This window comes from Streptomyces wedmorensis, assembly GCF_000716445.1.
In the GTDB taxonomy this organism is placed as follows: domain Bacteria; phylum Actinomycetota; class Actinomycetes; order Streptomycetales; family Streptomycetaceae; genus Streptomyces; species Streptomyces wedmorensis.
Genome location: NZ_JNWK01000052.1, coordinates 1 through 19,798 on the forward strand (window position 1 = coordinate 1; position 19,798 = coordinate 19,798).

Annotated in this window: 16 protein-coding genes; 6 read left to right on the forward strand and 10 right to left on the reverse strand. The window is 72.3% G+C overall.

Features of this window, described 5'->3' with window-relative positions; translation table 11 throughout:
• Window positions 1-153: 153 nt before the first annotated feature.
• Complete coding sequence (locus OO54_RS31665; protein ID WP_033209267.1) at window positions 154-933, reverse strand: hypothetical protein; 780 nt, start codon at window positions 931-933, stop codon at window positions 154-156.
• Window positions 934-938: 5 nt separating this feature from the next.
• Window positions 939-1,523: a papain-like cysteine protease family protein gene (locus OO54_RS31670; protein ID WP_033209211.1), complete on the reverse strand. Its 585-nt coding sequence runs from the start codon at window positions 1,521-1,523 to the stop codon at window positions 939-941.
• A 236-nt stretch (window positions 1,524-1,759) separates the two neighbouring features.
• On the opposite strand from OO54_RS31670, the gene OO54_RS31675 reads away from it, so the two are divergent.
• On the forward strand, window positions 1,760-2,689 hold the full coding sequence (locus OO54_RS31675; protein ID WP_033209212.1) for a hypothetical protein: 930 nt from the start codon (window positions 1,760-1,762) through the stop codon (window positions 2,687-2,689).
• Between the two features lie 9 nt (window positions 2,690-2,698).
• Here OO54_RS31675 and OO54_RS31680 read toward each other — a convergent pair whose 3' ends face one another.
• Both OO54_RS31680 and uvrA read right to left on the reverse strand, forming a co-directional pair.
• The gene (locus OO54_RS31680; RefSeq protein ID WP_033209213.1) at window positions 2,699-3,124 is read right to left on the reverse strand and encodes a Rieske (2Fe-2S) protein; all 426 of its coding nucleotides are present in this window, start codon (window positions 3,122-3,124) and stop codon (window positions 2,699-2,701) included.
• Between the two features lie 164 nt (window positions 3,125-3,288).
• Window positions 3,289-6,315, reverse strand: coding sequence for an excinuclease ABC subunit UvrA (gene uvrA / locus OO54_RS31685; protein WP_033209214.1), 3,027 nt, complete (start codon window positions 6,313-6,315; stop codon window positions 3,289-3,291).
• A 204-nt stretch (window positions 6,316-6,519) separates the two neighbouring features.
• Between uvrA and OO54_RS31690 the strand changes: the two genes are divergently transcribed.
• The 3 genes from OO54_RS31690 to OO54_RS31700 all read left to right on the forward strand — a co-directional run bounded on the left by OO54_RS31690 (window position 6,520) and on the right by OO54_RS31700 (window position 9,380).
• Window positions 6,520-7,245 carry a maleylpyruvate isomerase family mycothiol-dependent enzyme gene (locus OO54_RS31690; RefSeq protein ID WP_033209216.1) on the forward strand — a complete coding sequence of 242 codons (726 nt, stop codon included), beginning with the start codon at window positions 6,520-6,522 and terminating at the stop codon, window positions 7,243-7,245.
• Between the two features lie 35 nt (window positions 7,246-7,280).
• Window positions 7,281-7,937, forward strand: coding sequence for an MBL fold metallo-hydrolase (locus tag OO54_RS31695; protein WP_017238663.1), 657 nt, complete (start codon window positions 7,281-7,283; stop codon window positions 7,935-7,937).
• A gap of 153 nt (window positions 7,938-8,090) precedes the next feature.
• On the forward strand, window positions 8,091-9,380 hold the full coding sequence (locus OO54_RS31700; protein WP_033209217.1) for an MFS transporter: 1,290 nt from the start codon (window positions 8,091-8,093) through the stop codon (window positions 9,378-9,380).
• A 79-nt stretch (window positions 9,381-9,459) separates the two neighbouring features.
• Here OO54_RS31700 and OO54_RS31705 read toward each other — a convergent pair whose 3' ends face one another.
• From OO54_RS31705 to OO54_RS31725, 5 genes are all read right to left on the reverse strand, one after another.
• Window positions 9,460-10,467 carry a TerC/Alx family metal homeostasis membrane protein gene (locus OO54_RS31705; protein ID WP_078905443.1) on the reverse strand — a complete coding sequence of 336 codons (1,008 nt, stop codon included), beginning with the start codon at window positions 10,465-10,467 and terminating at the stop codon, window positions 9,460-9,462.
• Between the two features lie 230 nt (window positions 10,468-10,697).
• On the reverse strand, window positions 10,698-12,623 hold the full coding sequence (locus tag OO54_RS31710) for a TerD family protein (protein WP_033209220.1): 1,926 nt from the start codon (window positions 12,621-12,623) through the stop codon (window positions 10,698-10,700).
• Between the two features lie 103 nt (window positions 12,624-12,726).
• The gene (locus tag OO54_RS31715; protein ID WP_017238666.1) at window positions 12,727-13,305 is read right to left on the reverse strand and encodes a TerD family protein; all 579 of its coding nucleotides are present in this window, start codon (window positions 13,303-13,305) and stop codon (window positions 12,727-12,729) included.
• Between the two features lie 141 nt (window positions 13,306-13,446).
• The gene (gene uvrB / locus OO54_RS31720) at window positions 13,447-15,576 is read right to left on the reverse strand and encodes an excinuclease ABC subunit UvrB (protein ID WP_033209223.1); all 2,130 of its coding nucleotides are present in this window, start codon (window positions 15,574-15,576) and stop codon (window positions 13,447-13,449) included.
• Window positions 15,577-15,647: 71 nt separating this feature from the next.
• The gene (locus OO54_RS31725; protein ID WP_033209225.1) at window positions 15,648-16,547 is read right to left on the reverse strand and encodes an MHYT domain-containing protein; all 900 of its coding nucleotides are present in this window, start codon (window positions 16,545-16,547) and stop codon (window positions 15,648-15,650) included.
• A 235-nt stretch (window positions 16,548-16,782) separates the two neighbouring features.
• On the opposite strand from OO54_RS31725, the gene OO54_RS31730 reads away from it, so the two are divergent.
• Window positions 16,783-17,358, forward strand: coding sequence for a methylated-DNA--[protein]-cysteine S-methyltransferase (locus tag OO54_RS31730; RefSeq protein WP_051787349.1), 576 nt, complete (start codon window positions 16,783-16,785; stop codon window positions 17,356-17,358).
• 67 nt (window positions 17,359-17,425) lie between these two features.
• A complete protein-coding gene (locus OO54_RS31735; RefSeq protein WP_200146762.1) occupies window positions 17,426-18,712 on the forward strand; it encodes an MFS transporter in 1,287 nt (428 codons plus the stop codon).
• Window positions 18,713-18,804: 92 nt separating this feature from the next.
• Here the strand turns inward: OO54_RS31735 and OO54_RS31740 are convergent, their stop codons facing one another.
• The gene (locus tag OO54_RS31740; protein ID WP_033209229.1) at window positions 18,805-19,794 is read right to left on the reverse strand and encodes a TolB family protein; all 990 of its coding nucleotides are present in this window, start codon (window positions 19,792-19,794) and stop codon (window positions 18,805-18,807) included.
• Window positions 19,795-19,798: the final 4 nt, after the last annotated feature.

Sequence of the window (19,798 nt, forward strand, 5' to 3'; positions counted from 1 at the left end):
CCCAGCGGAACGAATGCCCACAACGGGCGGGGCGAAGGCCCACAACGCGGGGGCGGGGCCGCAACGGGCGGGGCGCAGGCGCGGGGGTGGGTACCGCCCTGCGGGTCGAGGCCCCCGTGGGTGGGGGGCGCGGTCCGCAGGGGGTGGGCCGGGTCAGGGGTGGGTGCGGCGGCGGCGATGGGCGGCGGCGGCCACGAGGGCGAGGGCCGCGATCACGCCGGCCGCCGCTGCCGCCGTGGCGGGCGCGGGACGGGACGCGGCGGGAGCCTGGGGCGCGTAGCCGCCGGCCGCGCCGCGGTGGGCGTACGAGGAGCCGGGGAGCTTGTCGGCGTAGGCGCGGGCGACCCGGTCCCGGTAGGCGACGAGTGTCGTGCCGTTGCGGCCGACGGCCCGTATCGCGTCCTCGTCGAGGGGCAGGACCTTCGTGCCCTTCTGGACGTACCACGCGTCGATCTGGGGCTCGCGGAAGACGAGGCCGCCGGGGAGGAGGCGTCCGCCCTGTTCCGCGTAGCGGATCTCGTCGTCGCCGGTGGCGATGTTGACCACCTGCCAGCCGGCCGGTTGGCGGACCGTCCAGAGGGAGGCTTTCCGACCGTCGGACGCCACGGCCCGGCTGGCGTGGAACTCGACGCGGGCGACGGGCGCTCCCGGCTTTCCGGCGACGAAGTCCGGGGAGAGGATCCGTACCGGCACGGACGCGCCGTCGACGTGCGGGGCGGCGGCGGTGCGGGCGAGGGCGCCGTCGCGGGCGAAGAACCGGGACAGGGTGTCCAGGGTCCGCGGCGCGGAGGCGGCCTGCTCGGGTGTCGGCGCGGGCGGCAGGGTGTCGGTGGCGGACTGGGCGGGCGGCAGGGTGTCGGCGGTGGCCGGGAGGGTTCCGAGGGTGATGAGGGCGGCGGTGAGGAGGCCGGTGGCCGTGGCGCGTGCGGTCATCGTGGTCACGCCCCGATCCGGTAGAGCGAGTGGGTCCAGGAGAACGAGTTGTTGTTCACGTACCAGGCGTGTGAGGCCCAGTTGTAGCGGTCGCTGGAGGGCCAGGGGTCGCCCCAGTAGACCCAGCTGTTCGCGTCGTCGTAGCCGTAGATCACGTGCATGTGGCCACCGCCGCTGGACCACTGGATGCGGGTCTCGACGGGCCGGTTGGCGTTGATCTCGGTCTGGACGGTCGAGTAGCGCAGCCAGCCGTCGACGTACGAGCCGGGGTTGATGCCGGCCCAGCTGAGACCGGTCTGGACGTTGCCGAGCGTGGCCTGCGAGTTGGGGCAGTCGTAGCCCTGCTGGCGGTTGAAGGCGGCGTTGCAGAACTGGTTCTGGCTGTAGTTCCGGCCGAACCAGGTGGCGATGGTGTTGCCGCCGGCGGCCCAGCACCAGTTGGTCTTCTGCTGGGCCTGCATGGTGATGTTCAGCCTCTTGGAGGCGAGGGCGGCGTCCTCGCCGGCGGGTGCGGCGGCGGCCGGGGTGGTGGGGACGAGGAAGAGGGCGGCTGCGGCGAGTGCCGCGAGGGACAGTTTTCTGCTGCGCATCGCGTTCCTCCCAAGCGGGGGGTGTGGGGATGTGGGGGGTGGAGGAGCGCGTCCGGACGCTGGTCAGGAGCATCTTCCGTTGTCCGGAACGGGTCAACACGCTTCAATGCGGGGTGACATCGGACTGTGAACGGTGTGACCCGGGTGTGAACGGACGCCCTCGGCCCACCTGCCCGCCCACCCCACGCGGCGCGACGGTCCGCACCCCCACCGTGAATGTTCACCGAGGAGTCCTCGTGAGCCACACCGAGGCCGATCTGGCGCAGCTGCTGCACACCGGCCCCTTCCATCTGGCGCTGCGCACCGCGTTCGCGGTGCGCGGCCTGCCGCTCCAGCGGGTCCAGCACCATCTCGCGCACCGGGGCGTCAAGGTCGGGGTGACGAGTCTGAGCTACTGGCAGCAGGGTGCCCGCCGCCCGCAGCGGCCGGAGTCCCTGAAGGCCGTCCGCGCCCTGGAGGAGGTGCTCCAGTTGCCGGGGAACTCGCTGCTGCGGCTCCTGACGGAGGACGCGGCCGCCCGGTCCGAGGGGGAGCGTCCGGCGACCCGCTCGTACCGCTCACTGGTGGAGGCGTCCGGCTCGGTGGAGGAGCTGCTCGCGGAGCTGGACGTGCCGACGGACGGTGGGCTGCACACGGTGGGGCACCACGAGCGGGTACGGATCGGGGCGGGGCGGGAGCTGGTCGGCCGGGAGTCGCAGCACGTGGTGCGGGCGCACCGGAACGGCGTCGACCGCTACCTCGCCATCCACCACGGGGATCCGGGCTGCGACCCGTCCCGGGTGGCGGTGCGGGCGGTGGAGAACTGCCGCGCCGGGCGGGTGCGGTGGCATGCCGGGTCGGGCGTGCTGGTCGCGGAGCTGCTCTTCGACGCGCGGCTGCGGGCCGGGGACACGTACCTCTTCTCGTACGGCTTCGAGGACGGTACGGCGGGTCCGAGCGGGGAGTACGTGCGCGGCTTCAGCTTCGCGGGCGGGCAGTACGCGCTCCAGGTCCGCTTCGACGAGGCCGCGCTTCCGGTGCGCTGCCGGAGGTTCGCGCAGGCTTCGGCGGGTGCGCCGCGCGGGGGCCGGGCGGAGCTGACGCTGAGCGGCCGGCACCGCACGGTGCACCTCGTGGAGCAGGGCGTGCGCCCGGGGATCCTGGGGATCGACTGGGACTGGGCGTGAGCCTCCGGCTCAGGCCTCGGGGCCGGCGACCAGCGTGCCGTTCTCGACGCGGATGGGGACCTCGGGGAGGGGGACGGTGGCCGGGCCGCGGAGTGCCTTGCCGGTCGTCACGTCGAAGCGGCTGCCGTGGCACGGGCAGTTGCCCTCGTTCTCCTCGACCTTGTCGAGGACGCAGCCCGCGTGGGTGCACTGGGCGCTGAACGCCTTGTACTGGCCCTTGGCCGGGCAGCTCACCACCAGCCGCTGCTCGCGGTAGAGCTTGGCCCCGCCGACCGGGACCTCGTCCGGGGCGCCGAGCGGGACCGGCGCGGTCGGCGTCGGGACCTCGGCGTGGCCGAGCTTGGACTCGGTGGAGCAGGCGGCGACTCCCAGCCCGGCGGCACCGGCGAGAGCCGCGCCCTTCAGTACGGTGCGGCGGCTGGACTGGCCGGACATGAGCGCTCCACGGTGAGATCGGGGACAAGACACCCCAGGGGTGACCGAACCGACGATACCGGCGCCCTCCCCCACCCCGACGGCCGCCCCTGACCTGGCCGCGGATCCCGCTCGTCACGGTGCGGCGTACGGCAGGGCCCCCGGGCGGGGGCCCTGCCGGGACGTCACGCCTTGCGGGCCCGGGGCGTCGCCTTCTTGGCGGTGGCCTTGGTGGCCGTCGCCTTGGTGGCCGCGGCCTTGGTGGCGGTCTTCTTCGCCGGGGCGGCCTTCTTGGCGGGGGCCTTCTTGGCCGCCGCCTTCTTGGTGCCGCGGGCCGCCGGGATGGTGACGCCGGCGTCGCTGATCCGGTCGGCGCCGAGGATCTCGCGGAGGAACTTGCCGGTGTGGCTCTCCGGGACGGAGGCGACCTCCTCCGGCGTGCCCTCGGCGATGACCAGACCACCGCCGCTGCCGCCCTCGGGGCCCATGTCGACGACCCAGTCCGCGGTCTTGATGACATCGAGGTTGTGCTCGATGACGATCACCGAGTTGCCCTTGTCGACCAGGCCGGACAGGACCTTGATCAGCTTCGAGATGTCCTCGAAGTGCAGACCGGTGGTCGGCTCGTCCAGGACGTAGACCGTGCGGCCCGTCGAGCGCTTCTGGAGCTCGGAGGCGAGCTTGACGCGCTGCGCCTCGCCGCCGGAGAGCGTCGGCGCCGACTGTCCGAGGCGGACGTACCCGAGGCCGACCTCGGTGAGCGTGCGCAGGTGCCGGGCGATGGTGGGGACGGCCTCGAAGAAGCCGAGGGCCTCCTCGATCGGCATGTCCAGGACCTCGGCGATGGACTTGCCCTTGTAGTGGACCTCCAGGGTCTCCCGGTTGTACCGGTCGCCGTGGCAGACCTCGCACGGGACGTAGACGTCCGGGAGGAAGTTCATCTCGATCTTGATCGTGCCGTCGCCGGAGCAGTTCTCGCAGCGGCCGCCCTTGACGTTGAAGGAGAACCGGCCGGGCAGGTAGCCCCTGACCTTGGCCTCCATCGTCTCGGCGAAGAGCTTGCGGACGTGGTCGAAGACGCCGGTGTAGGTCGCGGGGTTCGACCGCGGGGTGCGGCCGATCGGCGACTGGTCGACGTGCACGACCTTGTCGACGAGGTCGTCGCCGTCCACGCGCGTGTGCCGTCCGGGCACCGACTTGGCGCCGTTGAGCTCGCGCGCCAGGTGGGTGTACAGGATGTCGTTGACCAGGGTCGACTTGCCGGAGCCGGAGACTCCGGTGACGGCCGTGAGGACGCCCAGCGGGAAGGAGACGTCGATGTCCCGCAGGTTGTTCTCGCGGGCCCCGTGCACGGTCAGCCGGCGTCCGGGGTCCACGGGGCGGCGGATCTCCGGGGTGGCGATCGCCCTGCGGCCGGACAGGTACTGCCCGGTCATCGACTCCTCGTTGGCGAGGAGCTCCTTCAGGGAGCCGGAGTGGACGACCTTGCCGCCGTGCTCGCCGGCGCCGGGGCCGATGTCGACGACCCAGTCCGCGACCTTGATGGTGTCCTCGTCGTGCTCGACGACGATGAGCGTGTTGCCCATGTCGCGGAGCCGGACCAGGGTCTCGATGAGCCGGTGGTTGTCGCGCTGGTGGAGACCGATGGACGGCTCGTCGAGCACGTACAGCACGCCGACCAGGCCGGAGCCGATCTGGGTGGCGAGCCGGATGCGCTGGGCCTCGCCGCCGGAGAGGGTGCCCGCGGCCCGGTTGAGCGAGAGGTAGTCGAGGCCGACGTCGACGAGGAAGCGCAGCCGCTCGTTGACCTCCTTGAGGACCCGCTCGGCGATCTTCTTGTCGCGGTCGTTGAGCGTCAGCCGGGCCAGGAACTCGGCGCAGTCGCTGATGGACATCGCGGAGACCTCGGCGATGGACCGGTCCATGACCGTGACCGCGAGGACGATCGGCTTGAGGCGGCTGCCCTCACAGGTGGGGCAGGGCACCTCGCGCATGTAGCCCTCGAAGCGCTCGCGGCTCGAGTCGCTCTCGGCCTCGGTGTGGCGCCGCTTGACGAAGGAGACGGCGCCCTCGAAGGCGGGCGTGGTGTAGGCCCGCTCGCGGCCGTACCGGTTGCGGTAGCGGACCTCGACCTGGGTCTTGTGGCCGTGCATCAGGGCCTTCTTGGCGCGCTGCGGCAGTCCCGCGTACGGGATGTCCGTGCGGAAGCCGAGGGCCTGCGAGAGGCCGCCGATGAGCCGGCCGAAGTACTCCTTGGTGTGGCCGTGCGACCAGGGGTGGATGGCGCCCTCGTCGAGGGACTTGTCCTCGTCGGGGACGACCAGCTCGGGGTCGACCTCCATGCGGGTGCCGATGCCGGTGCAGTCGGGGCAGGCGCCGAAGGGCGAGTTGAAGGAGAAGGAGCGGGGCTCCAGCTCCTCGAAGGACAGGTCGTCGTACGGGCAGTACAGGTGCTCCGAGTACATCCGCTCGCGCTCGGGGTCGTCCTCGGGGAGGTCGACGAAGTCGAGCACGACCATGCCGCCGGAGAGTCCGAGCGCGGTCTCCACGGAGTCGGTGAGCCGGCGCTTGGCGCTGTCCTTCACGGTGAGGCGGTCGACGACCACCTCGATCGTGTGCTTCTCCTGCTTCTTCAGCGTCGGCGGCTCGCTGAGCTGGATCGTCCGCCCGTCGACCCGGGCACGGCTGTAGCCCTTGGTCTGGAGGTCGGCGAAGAGGTCGACGAACTCGCCCTTCCGCTCGCGCACGAGCGGCGAGAGGACCTGGAAGCGGCTGCCCTCGGGCAGTTCCAGGACCTTGTCGACGATGGCCTGCGGCGACTGGCGCGAGATCGGGCGGCGGCACTCGGGACAGTGCGGCTTGCCGATACGGGCGAAGAGCAGCCGGAGGTAGTCGTAGACCTCGGTGATGGTGCCGACCGTCGAGCGCGGGTTGCGCGAGGTCGACTTCTGGTCGATGGAGACGGCGGGCGACAGACCTTCGATGAAGTCGACGTCCGGCTTGTCCATCTGGCCGAGGAACTGCCGGGCGTACGAGGAGAGCGACTCGACGTACCGGCGCTGCCCCTCGGCGAAGATCGTGTCGAACGCGAGGGAGGACTTGCCCGATCCCGAGAGCCCGGTGAAGACGATGAGGGAGTCACGCGGGAGGTCGAGCGAGACGTTCTTGAGGTTGTGCTCGCGAGCGCCACGGACGATGAGACGGTCGGCCACGCCGGTCCGCACCTTTCTTGAGAGAGCGGATGTGCCTGACACACCCAACAACCAAGGATGCCGGATGCTTCCGTCGAGCCTATAGCACGCACATTCGATTTCCGGCCGCTCGGAGACCGCTTCACCCGAACGAGTGGCGGCTCCGGGCCGCGGAGCCCCCGCCGACCTGGCCGGACCGGTACGGCACCCCCTAGGGTCGGCGCCATGATCGACCACGAACTCGACCTTGCCTCCGTCCGCGAAGCGACCGACCGGCTGATCGCCGACGTCGCCTCATGGGACAACGCCGCGGCGGCCGAGCCGTCACGGCTTCCCGGCTGGACCCGCGGCCACGTCCTCGCCCACCTCGCCCGTAACGCCGACGCTCTGGTCAACGTCCTCCAGGGCCTGCCCATGTACACGGACGCCGCGACCCGCGACGCCGACATCGAGCGCGACTCCGCCCGCCCCCTCGACGTCCACCTCGCCGACCTGCGCGAGTCCGCCGACCGCTTCCAGGCCGTGGGCGCCGAGCCCGCCGACTGGACCCGCACGGTCGAGCTCCGCAACGGCGTCACCGACAGCGCCTCCCGGATCCCCTTCCGCCGCTGGGTGGAGGTCGCCCTGCACCACGTCGACCTGGGCGTCGGCTACGAGCTGGAGGACCTGCCGGAGGAGTTCGTGCTGCGGGAGATCGACTTCCTGGCGGACCGGTTCGCGGGCCACGAGGACGTGCCGTCGACCGCCGTCCGCGCCGACGAGGGCCGCATCTGGACTCAGGGCGGAGGACTGCGGGAAGGCGGCATCTGGACGACCGGCGGGGGCGCCGAGGGAGCTCCCGTGGCCGTCTCCGGCCCCGCGCCCGAGCTCCTCGGCTGGCTCGCCGGCCGCCGTGACGGCTCCGCCCTGAAGGTCGAGGGAGGCTCTCTGCCCGCGCTTCCGGCGCTGTAGCCGCCACCGTCATCCCCCGGAGCTAGTCTGAGGCCATGACGTACAGCGGAGTGGTGAAGGTCGGCGGTCCTGCGGACGTGCACGAGCTGACGGACCTGATGATCTCGAAGGTCTCGGTCGGCCCGATGGACAACAACGCGTATCTGCTGCGCTGCCGGGCGACCGGCGAGCAGCTGCTGATCGACGCGGCGAACGACGCGGACACGCTCCTCACGCTGATCGGTGACGACGGCATCACCGCCGTCGTCACCACCCACCGGCACGGCGACCACTGGCAGGCGCTCGCCCGGGTGGTCGCGGCGACCGGAGCCCGGACCTACGCGGGCGCGTACGACGCGGAGGGCATCCCGGTCGCGACCGACGTGCCCGTCGAGGACGGCGACACGATCCGGGTGGGCCGGGTCGAGCTGACCGCCCGTCGGCTGGTCGGGCACACGCCGGGCTCCATCGCCCTCGTGTACGACGACCCGCACGGCCACCCCCACGTCTTCACCGGCGACTGCCTCTTCCCCGGCGGCGTGGGCAACACCTGGAAGGACCCGGAGGCCTTCACGAGCCTGATCCACGACGTGGAGACCAAGCTCTTCGCGGTCCTGCCGGACGAGTCCTGGATCTACCCGGGCCACGGCAAGGACACCACGCTCGGTGACGAGCGTCCGCACCTCGCGGAGTGGCGCGAGCGCGGCTGGTGACGACCGGCGCGCGGCCGCCGAGCTGCGCGCCTCCGCACGCCCCCGTAACCCGGACGGCGGCGGGGTAGTTGGCGCGACATGCGCCACAGTCACCCTCCGTCGCCGCCCGCCTCCCCCGCCGTACCGGATCCCCCGGCACCCCCGGCGCCCTCGATGGGGCGGCTCGCCGCGGCCTCGCTCGTCGGCACCGCCATCGAGTTCTTCGACTTCTTCGTCTACGGGACCGCGGCGGCCCTCGTCCTGGGACCGCTCTTCTTCCCGACCTTCTCCCCGCTCGCCGGGACCCTGGCGGCCTTCGGCACCTTCGCCGCCGGCTTCCTGGCCAGGCCACTGGGTTCGGTCCTCTTCGGCCACGTCGGCGACCGGTACGGCCGCCGGCCGGTCCTCTTCGCCTCGCTGCTCCTCACGGGCTGCGCCACGGTCGCGGTCGGCTGCGTCCCCACGTACGCGACGCTCGGCATCGCCGCACCCGTACTGCTGCTGGTCCTCCGCTTCCTCCAGGGCCTGGGACTGGGCGGCGAGTGGGGCGGGGCGGTCCTGCTGACCGCCGAGCACGCCCCGGCGCACCGGCGGGCGCTGTGGTCGAGCTTCCCGCAGGTCGGTCCTGCGATCGGCTTCCTCCTCGCCAACGGGGTGATGCTGGCGCTCACGGCCGGACTGAGCGAGGCGGATTTCCGCGCCTGGGGCTGGCGGGTGCCGTTCTGGGCCGCCGGCGTGCTCGCGGCGGCCGGGCTGCTGCTGCGCTCCTCGCTGGCGGAGACGCCGCAGTTCGAGGAGATGTCCGCGTCCGGGCGGCGCGCGAGCGCCCCGCTGGCCGAGGTCGCGCGCGACCACTGGCGGCTCGTACTGCTGACCGCCGGGGCGCTCGCGGTCGGGTACGCGGTCTTCTACGCGGTCTCCACCTGGGCGCTGGCCTACGGCACCGAGCGGCTCGGGGTGAGCAGCACGGTGATGCTGACCTGTGTGATGGCGGCGGTGGCGATCAAGGGAGCGGCCACCCCGTTCGTGGCGCTGCTCGCCGACCGCTGGGGCCGCCGCCCGCTGTGCCTGGCGGGGTGCGCGGGCTCGGCGCTCTGGATGTTCCCGATGGTGGCGCTGCTGCACACCGCGCAGCCGCTCCTGATGTTCCTCGGCTTCCTGGGCTCGCTGCTCGCCTTCATCACGATGTTCGCGGTGGTCGCCGCGTACCTGCCGGAGCTGTACGAGCCCCGGGTCCGCTGTACGGGCGCCGCCGTCGGCTACAACCTCGCCGGCGTCCTCGGCGGGGCACTCACGCCCATCGTCGCCACGGCGCTCTCCGACGGCGGCTCCGGCCCGCCCTGGGGCGTGGCGGCCTATCTGACGCTGGTGGCCCTGGTCAGCCTGGCCTGCTTCGCCCTGCTGCCGGAGACCCTGCCGGGGCGGGCGGGGACGCGGGCGGCGGAGGAGGCCGCGGCCGTCTGACGGGCGCGCTCGTCCGGAACACGGCGACGGCCGGCCGCGGGACGCTGTCCCGGGGCCGGCCGTCGCCGTGTGTGCCGCGTCAGGCGCCGACGCTGTCCTTCTCGGCGCCGTCGGCGTCGGCCACGCTCTCGGCGGCCTCGCGCTCAGCCTGCTTCTTGGAGGCGATCAGGCTGGTGATCGTGGTGACGACCAGGACGCCGCCGATGACCGCGAGCGAGACCGGGATGGAGATCTCGGGGACGTGGACCCCGGACTCGTGCAGGGCGTGCAGCACCAGCTTGACGCCGATGAAGCCGAGGATCACCGACAGGCCGTAGCTGAGGTGGACCAGCTTCTTGAGCAGGCCGCCGATCAGGAAGTACAGCTGCCGCAGACCCATGAGGGCGAAGGCGTTGGCGGTGAAGACGATGTACGGGTCCTGGGTGAGGCCGAAGATCGCCGGGATGGAGTCGAGGGCGAAGAGGATGTCGGTGGTGCCGATGGCGAGCATGACGACCATCAGCGGGGTCAGCACCCGCTTGCCGTTGTTGACGATGAAGAGCTTGGTGCCGTGGTAGCGGTCGGCGACGCCGAACTTCTTCTCGACCGTCTTGAGGAGACGGTTCTCCTCCCACTCCTCCTCGTCCTCGTCGGCACGCGCCTCCTGGATGAGCTTCCAGGCGGTGTAGATCAGGAACGCGCCGAAGATGTAGAAGACCCAGGAGAAGCTCGCGATGATCGCGGCGCCCGCGGCGATGAAGATCGTGCGGAGCACCAGGGCGATCACCACACCGACGAGCAGCACGCGCTGCTGGAGGTGGGAGGGGACCGCGAACTTCGCCATGATCAGGACGAAGACGAAGAGGTTGTCGACGCTGAGCGACTTCTCGGTGATGTAGCCGGCGAAGAACTCGCCGGCCGCCTGGCTGTTGCCGAAGAACAGCAGGCCGAGGCCGAAGAGTCCGGCCAGCACGATCCAGACGATCGTCCAGATTCCGGCTTCCTTGACCGACACGTCATGGGGCTTGCGCCCGATGAAGAAGTCGGCACCGATCAGGGCAGCAAGACCAAGAATGGTCACTACCCACAGGGTCATTGAAACGTCCACTGCGCCTCCGGCGTCGTACGGCTACTGATCAGCGTCGTCGCTGCCGGAGGTCTCTTCCACCCGGGGACTCACGATCGCCGCCGGGCCGACGCCCCGGGATCGGATCATCGAGATCCGTCCGTATTGACGGGTACGCCGCGCATGGGGAGTACTCCCCTCCGCACGGAAAAGACTACCCGAAAGACCAAGAGAAGGTAAAGGGGAGGGTAAAGAGCCACCAAAAGTGCAGGTCAGGGCCGCTTTCCATAGCGCGCCGCCGTCACCTGCGCGAGGACCTCCCGCAGGATCCGACTGCCCGGCGGAAGGATCGGCGGCTCGTACGACCAGGCGTGCCCGACCCACGGGTCGGCGAGGTGGTCGTCGGCGACCGGGGTCAGCCGCAGCAGCGATTTCCACAGCGGGTCGAGCAGCGGGCCGTACGCGGCGGCGTCCGCGCGGTCCGCGACCATCAGCAGGTGGACGCCGACCGACGGGCCCTCGTCGGCGAGGTACCGGAGCCGGGTGACCGCACGGTCGTCGAACCCGTGCGGGAAGTCGTGCACGATCAGCAGCTGCCGGGCCGTGTCCAGGCCGGGCGGCAGCGCGTCGGCGGCTCCGCCCCGCAGCGCCATCTGCAGCAGGTCGACCCGCTCGGTGAGCTGTTCCAGGACCGCCGACACCCCGGCCGCGCCCCGGGCCGGCGGGGCGGCCAGCACGCCCGAGTCCACGAGCGGCGCGAGCGCGGCCGTGCCCGCGCCCGCGGCGTCGAGGACATGGACGGCGAACTCCCCCGCCGGGTGCGCGGCGAGCAGCCGGGCGGCGTGCGCCACCGCGCAGTCCAGGGCGAGTCGCCGCAGCTCGACCTCGTCGAGCAGACCCGCCGCCTCGGAGTGCCCGCGCCCGCTGTCGACCCACAGCCCGCGCTCCAGCGGCAGCCGGACGAGCATCGGGATCCGCAGGTCGGTGCGCTCGGGGAGGTGGAGGTCGCCGAGGCGGATCGCCATCGGCTCCTCGGCCGGGACGCGGTAGGCGTGCCAGACGGGGCTGTCCCAGCGGGCGTACGCCGGCGGCAGCGCCGGTTCGACGACCTCGGCCTCGGCCGCGAGCTGGGCGAGGTCCCGGTCCAGGACCTCCTGGGCCCGTTCCACCAGCTCGTCGTGCCGGGCGCGGGCGGTTGCCCGCGCGGCGTCGTTCGCGCCGCCGACCCGGGAGCGGTAGTCGGAGAGCGACTGGTCCAGCTCCCGGTCGAGCCGGGACTCCGCGAAGTCGCAGGCGCTGCGGTAGGCGGCGGCGGTACGGGCCAGGTCCTCGAACATCCCCCAGACCTGGTTGTACAGACGCTCGTCCATCGACCAGCCCGAGGCGTCCCCGGCGACCGGCGTCGGCGGCGCCTGCCGCGGCTCCGGGGCGGCGGCCGCCTGGCGCCGCGGATGGGCGTAGCTGATGGGGCCCGCGGTGCCCATGGCGGGGGTGGGCGTGCCCGTGGTGGGGACGGCCGGGGGCGTCGGAGGCAGGGGCGGGGCCGCTGCCGTGTCCGGCGCGGTCGGCGGAGTGGCCCCGCCCACGCGCTCCACCTCGGGGAGACGCGCCGCCGGGTCGGCGACCGGAGGCGCCGGCTCGGCGGCGGGCGGCTCGGGTGCGACCGCCGCCAGGATCGAGGCGGCCAGCTCCGCGGGCCGCTCCAGGCCCTGGTCGCCGAGCAGGGCGGCGAGACCGCCCTCGTACCCCTGGCCCATGGCGCGGACCTTCCAGGCGCCCTGGCGGCGGTACAGCTCCAGGGCCACGACGGCGGACTCGCTGTCGAGTCCGGTGATCGTGTAGCTGGCGAGGTCCGTGCCGTCGCGGCCGGCGACGGCGACGAAGGGGGCGGCGAGGGCCCCGAAGCGGCCGGCACCGGTGCCCGCCGGGAGGGCCAGGAGGACGGAGAGGCGGTGGACGGCGTCGGAGACGGCGCCCAGGTCGACGGTGAGACGTAGGTCGGCGGCGCACCGCCCCGGGACGTCGACGCCGGGGAGCGAGGGCGAGCCGGGGTGCGCGACCCACTCCGCTCCCGGGACCCTGCCGTGCTCGTCGCCGAGGGTGGCTCCGGCGACGACGGGGTGACCGGCCGACACGCGGATCTCCAGTCGGGTGTCGGGCAGGGGGTGGTTCTGTCCCCGGACCAGCTCGGCCGTCATCGACTCTGTCCCCTCGGTGTTTCCTGGTACCAGTACAAGTTCATGCGGGACAGCTCCCGGCGGCCTGGTGCCTCCGGGAGCTGTGGGTGCGTCCGCGCCTCGGTTACAGGTGCGGCAGGATCGCCGGCATCAGGTCCTGGAAGGTGCGGCCGTTGGCCGGGTTGCCCAGGGCGGTCATCTGCCAGCCGGAGCCGACCCGGTGCACCTTCGCCATGATCTGCGCGGTGTAGTTGCCGCCGCCGTCGAGGGTGTAGCGCGCGAGCTCCTGACCGTTCGTCTCGTCGACGATCCGGCAGAACGCGTTCTGCACCTCCTGGAACGTCTGGCCGGTGAAGGAGTTCACCGTGAAGACGATCTGGTCGATGTGGACCGGGACCCGCTCCAGGTCGACGAGGATCGCCTCGTCGTCGCCGCCCTGGCCCACGCCGCCGACGAGGTTGTCACCGGTGTGCTTGACCGAGCCGTCGTCGCTGACCAGGTGGCGGAAGAAGACCACGTCGACCGGCTGCTTGTCGGCGAAGAGGACCGCCGAGGCGTCCAGGTCGATCTCCCGGGTGCGCGAACCGAAGAGGCCGCGGCGCGGCGCGGCCTGCCAGCCGAGGCCCATCCGCACCTGCGTGAGGCTGCCCCCGCCCCTCTTCTCCAGGCTGATGGCCTGACCCTTGGTCATGTTGACCGACACGCGTCTGCCCCTCTCGTTTGCGTTCCCCGCGTCCGCCGTTCCGGTGCGTGCGGTTGTCGAGCACCCTACGCAGGGCCACTGACACGCGGTGGGTGCGGTCCGGTTTTGTGTCGGTCTTGCAACACACCGGACCGCGTCCGGTCAGGCGAGTCCCGCCTCCTTCATCTGGCGCAACTCCTTCTTCAGCTCTCCCACTTCGTCGCGGAGCCGGGCGGCCACCTCGAACTGCAGCTCGGCGGCGGCGGCCCGCATCCGGTCGGTCATCTCCTCGATGATCGCGGCCAGTTCGGTGGCCGGACGGTCGCCGAGCTCGACCGTCGAGCCCGCCTTTCCCCGACCCTTGTGGCCGTGCGCGGCGAGCGAGGGTACGGGTGCCTTGGCGCCCTTGCCCTCCTTCGCCTGGCGGTAGCCGCTGCCCAGCAGCTCCTCGGTGTCGATCTCCTCGCGCGCGATGGTCGCGACGATGTCGTTGATCTTCTTGCGGAGCGGCTGCGGGTCGATGCCGTGCTCCGTGTTGTACGCGATCTGCTTCTCGCGGCGCCGGTTGGTCTCGTCGATGGCCTGCTCCATCGCCGGCGTGATCCGGTCGGCGTACATGTGGACCTGGCCCGACACGTTTCGGGCGGCGCGGCCGATCGTCTGGATCAGGGAGGTCCCGGAGCGCAGGAAGCCCTGCTTGTCGGCGTCGAGGATGGCGACGAGGGACACCTCGGGAAGGTCGAGGCCCTCCCGGAGGAGGTTGATGCCGACGAGGACGTCGTACTCGCCGGCGCGCAGTTCGCGGAGCAGCTCGATGCGGCGCAGGGTGTCGACGTCGCTGTGCAGGTAGCGCACCTGGATGCCGAGCTCGAGGAAGTAGTCGGTGAGGTCCTCGGCCATCTTCTTGGTGAGGGTGGTGACGAGGACCCGCTCGTCCTTCTCGGTGCGCAGCCGGATCTCGTGGACCAGGTCGTCGATCTGCCCCTCGGTGGGCTTCACGACGACCTCGGGGTCGACGAGGCCGGTGGGGCGGATGATCTGCTCGACGAAGCCGTCGCCGCGGGAGAGTTCGTACGTCCCGGGGGTCGCGGAGAGGTAGACGGTCTGGCCGATCCGCTCCTGGAACTCCTCCCACTTGAGAGGGCGGTTGTCGAGGGCGGACGGCAGGCGGAAGCCGTGGTCGACCAGGGTCCGCTTGCGGGAGGCGTCGCCCTCGTACATGGCGCCGATCTGCGGCACGGTGACGTGCGACTCGTCGATGACGAGGAGGAAGTCCTCGGGGAAGTAGTCGATGAGGGTGTTGGGCGCGGAGCCGGGCTCGCGGCCGTCGAAGTGCATCGAGTAGTTCTCGATGCCGGAGCAGGAGCCGATCTGCCGCATCATCTCGATGTCGTACGTGGTGCGCATCCGCAGGCGCTGGGACTCCAGGTGCTTGCCCTGCTTGTCGAGCTGGGCGAGGCGGACCTCCAGCTCGCGCTCGATGTCGTTGACCGCGCGCTCCATGCGCTCGGGGCCGGCGACGTAGTGGCTGGCGGGGAAGACGTACAGCTCGCGGTCCTCGCTGATGACCTCGCCGGTGAGCGGGTGGAGGGTGGAGAGGGCCTCGATCTCGTCGCCGAACATCTCGATGCGGACGGCGAGCTCCTCGTACACCGGGAAGATCTCGATGGTGTCGCCGCGGACGCGGAAGGTGCCGCGGGTGAACGCCAGGTCGTTGCGGGTGTACTGGATGTCGACGAAGCGGCGGAGCAGCTGGTCCCGGTCGACCTCCTCGCCGACCTTGAGGGGGACCATCCGGTCGACGTACTCCTGGGGCGTGCCGAGGCCGTAGATGCAGGAGACGGAGGCGACCACGATGACGTCCCTGCGGGTGAGCAGGGAGTTCGTCGCGGAGTGGCGCAGCCGCTCCACCTCCTCGTTGATGGAGGAGTCCTTCTCGATGTACGTGTCCGACTGCGGGACGTACGCCTCGGGCTGGTAGTAGTCGTAGTACGAGACGAAGTACTCCACCGCGTTGTTCGGCAGGAGCTCGCGGAACTCGTTCGCCAGCTGGGCGGCCAGCGTCTTGTTCGGCGCCATCACGAGGGTGGGGCGCTGGAGTTTCTCGATCATCCAGGCGGTGGTCGCCGACTTGCCGGTGCCGGTCGCGCCGAGGAGCACGACGTCCTTCTCGCCCGCGCGGATGCGCCGCTCGAGGTCGGCGATGGCCGCGGGCTGGTCGCCGCTGGGCTGGTAGGAGCTGACGACCTCGAAGGGCGCCACCGAACGTTCGATCTTGGAAACGGGCCGCATGGAACCACCGTACGACCCGGCACTGACAGTCGGGCGGTGATCGGCTCACCGCCCGGCCGGCGGGTGTCCCGTCACCAGTCCTGGGAGCGATGGCCGCCCCGGGGGACGCTGCGACGGGCGGCGCGTCCGGAGGGGCGCGCCGTCCAGTTGGCGGGCTCGCCGTAGGACGGCACGTGGCGCGGGGCGGGCACTCCGGGGCGGTGGACGCCGCGGGCGTCGGGGCGCTGCCAGTCCGGGTCGCCCATCACGAGCAGCGGGTCGAACATGACGACGACGGCGGCGAGGATCAGGAAGACCGCGGGGCCGATCAGCATGGGCAGGAGGAGCGAGGTGGCGGTGTCGCCGGTGCCGGTGTGGGCCTCGGTGCCGTGCAGGTGGACGCTGACGGCGGACATGGCGGTGTAGTGCATACCACTCACGGCGACGCCCATCACCAGGCTCGCACCGAGGCTGGCCAGAAACCCATGTACGGAGACGGCCGCCCAGAGGGCCGCGGTGGCGGCCACGACGGCGATGACCACGGAGAGGGCGACGGTGAGGGTGTCGTACTCGACGCGGCCCTGGAGGCGCATGCCGGCCATGCCGAGGTAGTGCATGGTGGCGACGCCGAGGCCGGTGATGGTGCCGCCGGTGACCAGGGTCAGGGCGGTCGCCCCGCGGTAGCCGACGATGAAGATGCCGACGCCGACCATGACGACGGCGACGCCCAGGCTGGCGAAGGTGATGGGACGGTCGTAGCTGACGGGTGCCTGCTGGACCGAGAAGCCCATCATGGCGATGAAGTGCATCGTCCAGATGCCGGTGCCGATCGAGGTGGCGCCGAGGGCGAGCCAGCCCGCCTTGAAGCTGTCGCGGTGGCGGAGCGATCTGGTGGTGCACCTCAGCCCGAGGGCGCCGCCGAGGCACGCCATGAGAAAGGCGGCCACCGGCGTGACGAGCCCGTAGCTGAATCCGTCGACCGTGCCCTGCATGAGCGTGTGTCCTCCACCCCTGGTGCCACGTCGTCCGAAAACAGTCGGTACCGCTGGGTAGTACTACCGGGGCGAGATTATGGCGCGCCGGGACTCCGGCGACCACGTGACCGGGGAATTGCCGGTGGTGAGACCGGAGCGAGACCGGTCCGTGATCTTGGATACGCGGGCTGTCGATGCCGGGCCCTGATCTTGAAGGCGGCGGCTGTCGGTGCCGGGCCGTACGGTGGGCGGCATGGACATCGAAGCGGGGCCGGCGGGCAGGACCTCCCCCGGGGCGCCCGTCCCGGTGGAGTGGACGGTCGTGGAGAGCGACATCGGGCCGCTGTTCCTCGCCGCGACCGGGCGGGGTCTGGTGCGGGTCGAGTTCCACGCCGACGCGGCGCGGCGGGAGCGGATGCTCGACCGGCTGGCCGGGCAGCTCGGCGCGCAGCCGGTGGAGTGCGCCTCGGGCCTGCTCGCCGAGCCGATACGCCGGCTCGACCGCTACTTCGCGGGCGAGCGCGGCGACATCGTCCTGCCCCTCGACTGGAGCCTGACGACCGGGTTCAACCGGCAGGTGCTGCGCGAGCTGGCGACCGGCGTTCCGTACGGGACGGTCGTCGGTTACGGGGAGCTGGCGAGGCGCGTGGGGCAGCCCCGTGCCGCGCAGGCGGTCGGGGTGGCGATGGGCTCCAACCCGCTGCCCCTGGTGGTGCCGTGCCACCGCGTGGTGGAGAGCGACGGAGGGCTCGGCGGCTTCGGCGGCGGCCTGGAGACCAAGCGGCGGCTGCTGGCCCTGGAAGGCGTCCTGCCCGCGCCGCTCTTCTGAGCGGGGGCATCTCCCGGACGTCCGGCGGGCGTTCCCATCAGATGAGATGGCTGGCACACTCACGTCAGTGACCCAGACCTCCGGTGCCCCTGACGCCACCCTGCCCGAGCACATATCCGTCACCGACGCCGAGCTGCCGGCCCTGCGCCGGCGCATCCAGGCGGTGCTGATCGGCACCCAGATCCTCGGCGGCCTCGGCATCGCCACCGGCATCGCGCTCGCCGCCGTCCTCGCCAGGGACGTCAGCGGCTCCGAGGCACTGTCCGGCCTGGCGTCGACGGCGAGCGTGGCCGGACCCGCCCTGCTCGCCATGCCGCTGGCCTCCCTGATGGCCGCGCGCGGGCGCCGGGCCGGGCTCGTCCTCGCGTACCTCATCGGAGCCGTCGGTGCCGGGGTCGCGGTGCTCGGAGCCGTCGCCGACAGCTTCCCCCTGCTGCTCGTCGGTTTCGTCGGCTTCGGCGCCGGGTCCTCGGCGAACCTCGCGGCCCGCTTCGCCGCCGCCGACCTGGCCGAACCGGACCGCAGGGCGCGGGCCATCTCCACGGTGGTGTGGGCGACGACGATCGGGGCGGTGCTCGGCCCGAACATCGCCGCGCCGGCCGGGCGGAGCGTCACCGGCCTGGGCATCCCGGCCACGGCGGGCCCCTTCGTCTGGGCCGCCGGAGTCTTCGTCGTCGCGGCGGTCCTGGTGGCCCTGCTGCTGCGCCCCGACCCGCTCCTCACCGCCCGCGCCCTGACCGGCTCCGACGCCGGCAAGGCCGCGGAGGGACGCTCGCTGCGCGCCGGCATGCGGGCGGTACGGGAGTCGCCGATGGCCCGGCTCGCCCTGGTCACCGTCGCCGCCTCGCACACCGCGATGGTGTCGATCATGTCGATGACACCGGTGGCGCTCACCCACCACGGCGCGGACATCCAGCTGATCGGCATGGTCATCAGCGGGCACATCGCCGGCATGTACGCCTTCTCGCCCGTGATGGGCTGGCTGTCCGACCGGCTCGGCCGGCTGTCGGTCATCGGACTCGCCGTCGGGCTCCTCGGCACCGCGGCGCTCGTCGCGGGCACCTCGGGAGCGAGTCACGCCCAGACCGCCGTGGGCCTCTTCATCCTCGGCCTCGGCTGGTCGGCGGGGCTCGTGTCCGGCTCGGCGCTGCTCACGGACTCGGTGCCGCAGGAGGCGCGGGCAGCGGTCCAGGGGCTCTCCGACACCGTCATGAACACCGCCGCCGGCCTCGGCGGTCTCGCGGCGGGCCTGATCGTCTCGCAGGCGGGCTACGGCCCGCTGAACGCGATCGCCGCCTGCCTGCTCCTCCCGATGGCCGCGCTCGCCGCGCGGAGTGTGCTCCGGAAGGCCTGAGACCGGCTCCGTACGGCCCGGGCGACGGAACCGGGCCGCGTACGGCACGGCCCGGCCGACGAATCGGGCCGCGTACGGCACGGCCCGGCCGGTCAGCGCGGGGCCGCTGGCGACGAGGCGCCGCTCACCAGCCGGCGCGGGGCGCCCGAGCCGTCGGCCGGAACCGACCAGACCGCTCCCCCGTAGCCGTACGCGAGGGTCCGCCCGTCCGTCCACAGGGCCTGGTCGTCGATGCCGCGCCGCTCGGCGACGGGGTGCTCGCGGCCGGAGCGCAGGTCGTACACGTACAGCCGCCACGGCTCGCGCGGGCCGTCCGAGACCCGTTTCTTGAAGGCGATCCGGGTGCCGTCCGGGGACAGCGACGGGCACTCGGTGTTCTCCCGCAGGGCCCGCGCCGACCAGGACCGCATGTCCCCCTCGACGAGGTGCGTGCGGCCGCCGGTGGACACGGTGGCGTAGAAGCGGTTGTCGTCGGCGGCGAACGTGACGCCCCAGTAGTTGACGTCCGGGGCGTGGTGGCGGCGTCCGCCGAGGGTGAGCGGGATCTGCTCGATGTTCTTCACCAGGTAGCCGGTGCGCAGGTCGAGGATCGAGGTGCGGGTGGAGAACGACGAGCGCGCGTAGGAGTCGCCGGTCGCGAACATCGTCCAGGAGAGCATCTGTCCCGACGCGGACACCCTGGCCCGGCTGGGGATGCCCGGCAGCGCGATGCGGCGCAGCTCGCGCAGGTTCCGGTCGAGTACGAGGGCGTACGAGCGGGCCGGTACGCCCGGCCGTCGCTGGAGGCAGAGGGCGGTGGGCCCCGCCGCGTGGAAGCGGTCGCAGGAGGGGCCGCCGACGACCCGCCCGCCGGGCGCGGACGGGTCCACGCGCGCGACGCGCCCGCTCGCGGTGTCCCGGACGTAGAGCGCCGTGCCGCCGTCGAGGGTGAAGCCGGCGTCGGCGGTGCCGGCGGCGGCCTGCTGCCCGGAGGCCGCCCGGAGGGTGTAGGCCGTGGCGCCTCCGCCGAGCAGCAGGAGGGCGAGGACGAGGATGCCCACGCGCGCGCGTGCGGAGAGGCGGGCACCGGTCGGGGCGTTCATGGGG

Excerpts from the sequence above, each read along its gene's own strand:
- OO54_RS31665 (WP_033209267.1), bottom strand. The coding sequence starts at position 933 with ATGACCGCACGCGCCACGGCCACCGGCCTCCTCACCGCCGCCCTCATC.
- OO54_RS31670 (WP_033209211.1), bottom strand. The coding sequence starts at position 1,523 with ATGCGCAGCAGAAAACTGTCCCTCGCGGCACTCGCCGCAGCCGCCCTC.
- OO54_RS31680 (WP_033209213.1), bottom strand. The coding sequence starts at position 3,124 with ATGTCCGGCCAGTCCAGCCGCCGCACCGTACTGAAGGGCGCGGCTCTC.
- OO54_RS31690 (WP_033209216.1), top strand. The coding sequence starts at position 6,520 with ATGATCGACCACGAACTCGACCTTGCCTCCGTCCGCGAAGCGACCGAC.
- OO54_RS31695 (WP_017238663.1), top strand. The coding sequence starts at position 7,281 with ATGACGTACAGCGGAGTGGTGAAGGTCGGCGGTCCTGCGGACGTGCAC.
- OO54_RS31700 (WP_033209217.1), top strand. The coding sequence starts at position 8,091 with ATGGGGCGGCTCGCCGCGGCCTCGCTCGTCGGCACCGCCATCGAGTTC.
- OO54_RS31710 (WP_033209220.1), bottom strand. The coding sequence starts at position 12,623 with ATGACGGCCGAGCTGGTCCGGGGACAGAACCACCCCCTGCCCGACACC.
- uvrB (WP_033209223.1), bottom strand. The coding sequence starts at position 15,576 with ATGCGGCCCGTTTCCAAGATCGAACGTTCGGTGGCGCCCTTCGAGGTC.
- OO54_RS31725 (WP_033209225.1), bottom strand. The coding sequence starts at position 16,547 with ATGCAGGGCACGGTCGACGGATTCAGCTACGGGCTCGTCACGCCGGTG.
- OO54_RS31730 (WP_051787349.1), top strand. The coding sequence starts at position 16,783 with ATGGACATCGAAGCGGGGCCGGCGGGCAGGACCTCCCCCGGGGCGCCC.
- OO54_RS31740 (WP_033209229.1), bottom strand. The coding sequence starts at position 19,794 with ATGAACGCCCCGACCGGTGCCCGCCTCTCCGCACGCGCGCGCGTGGGC.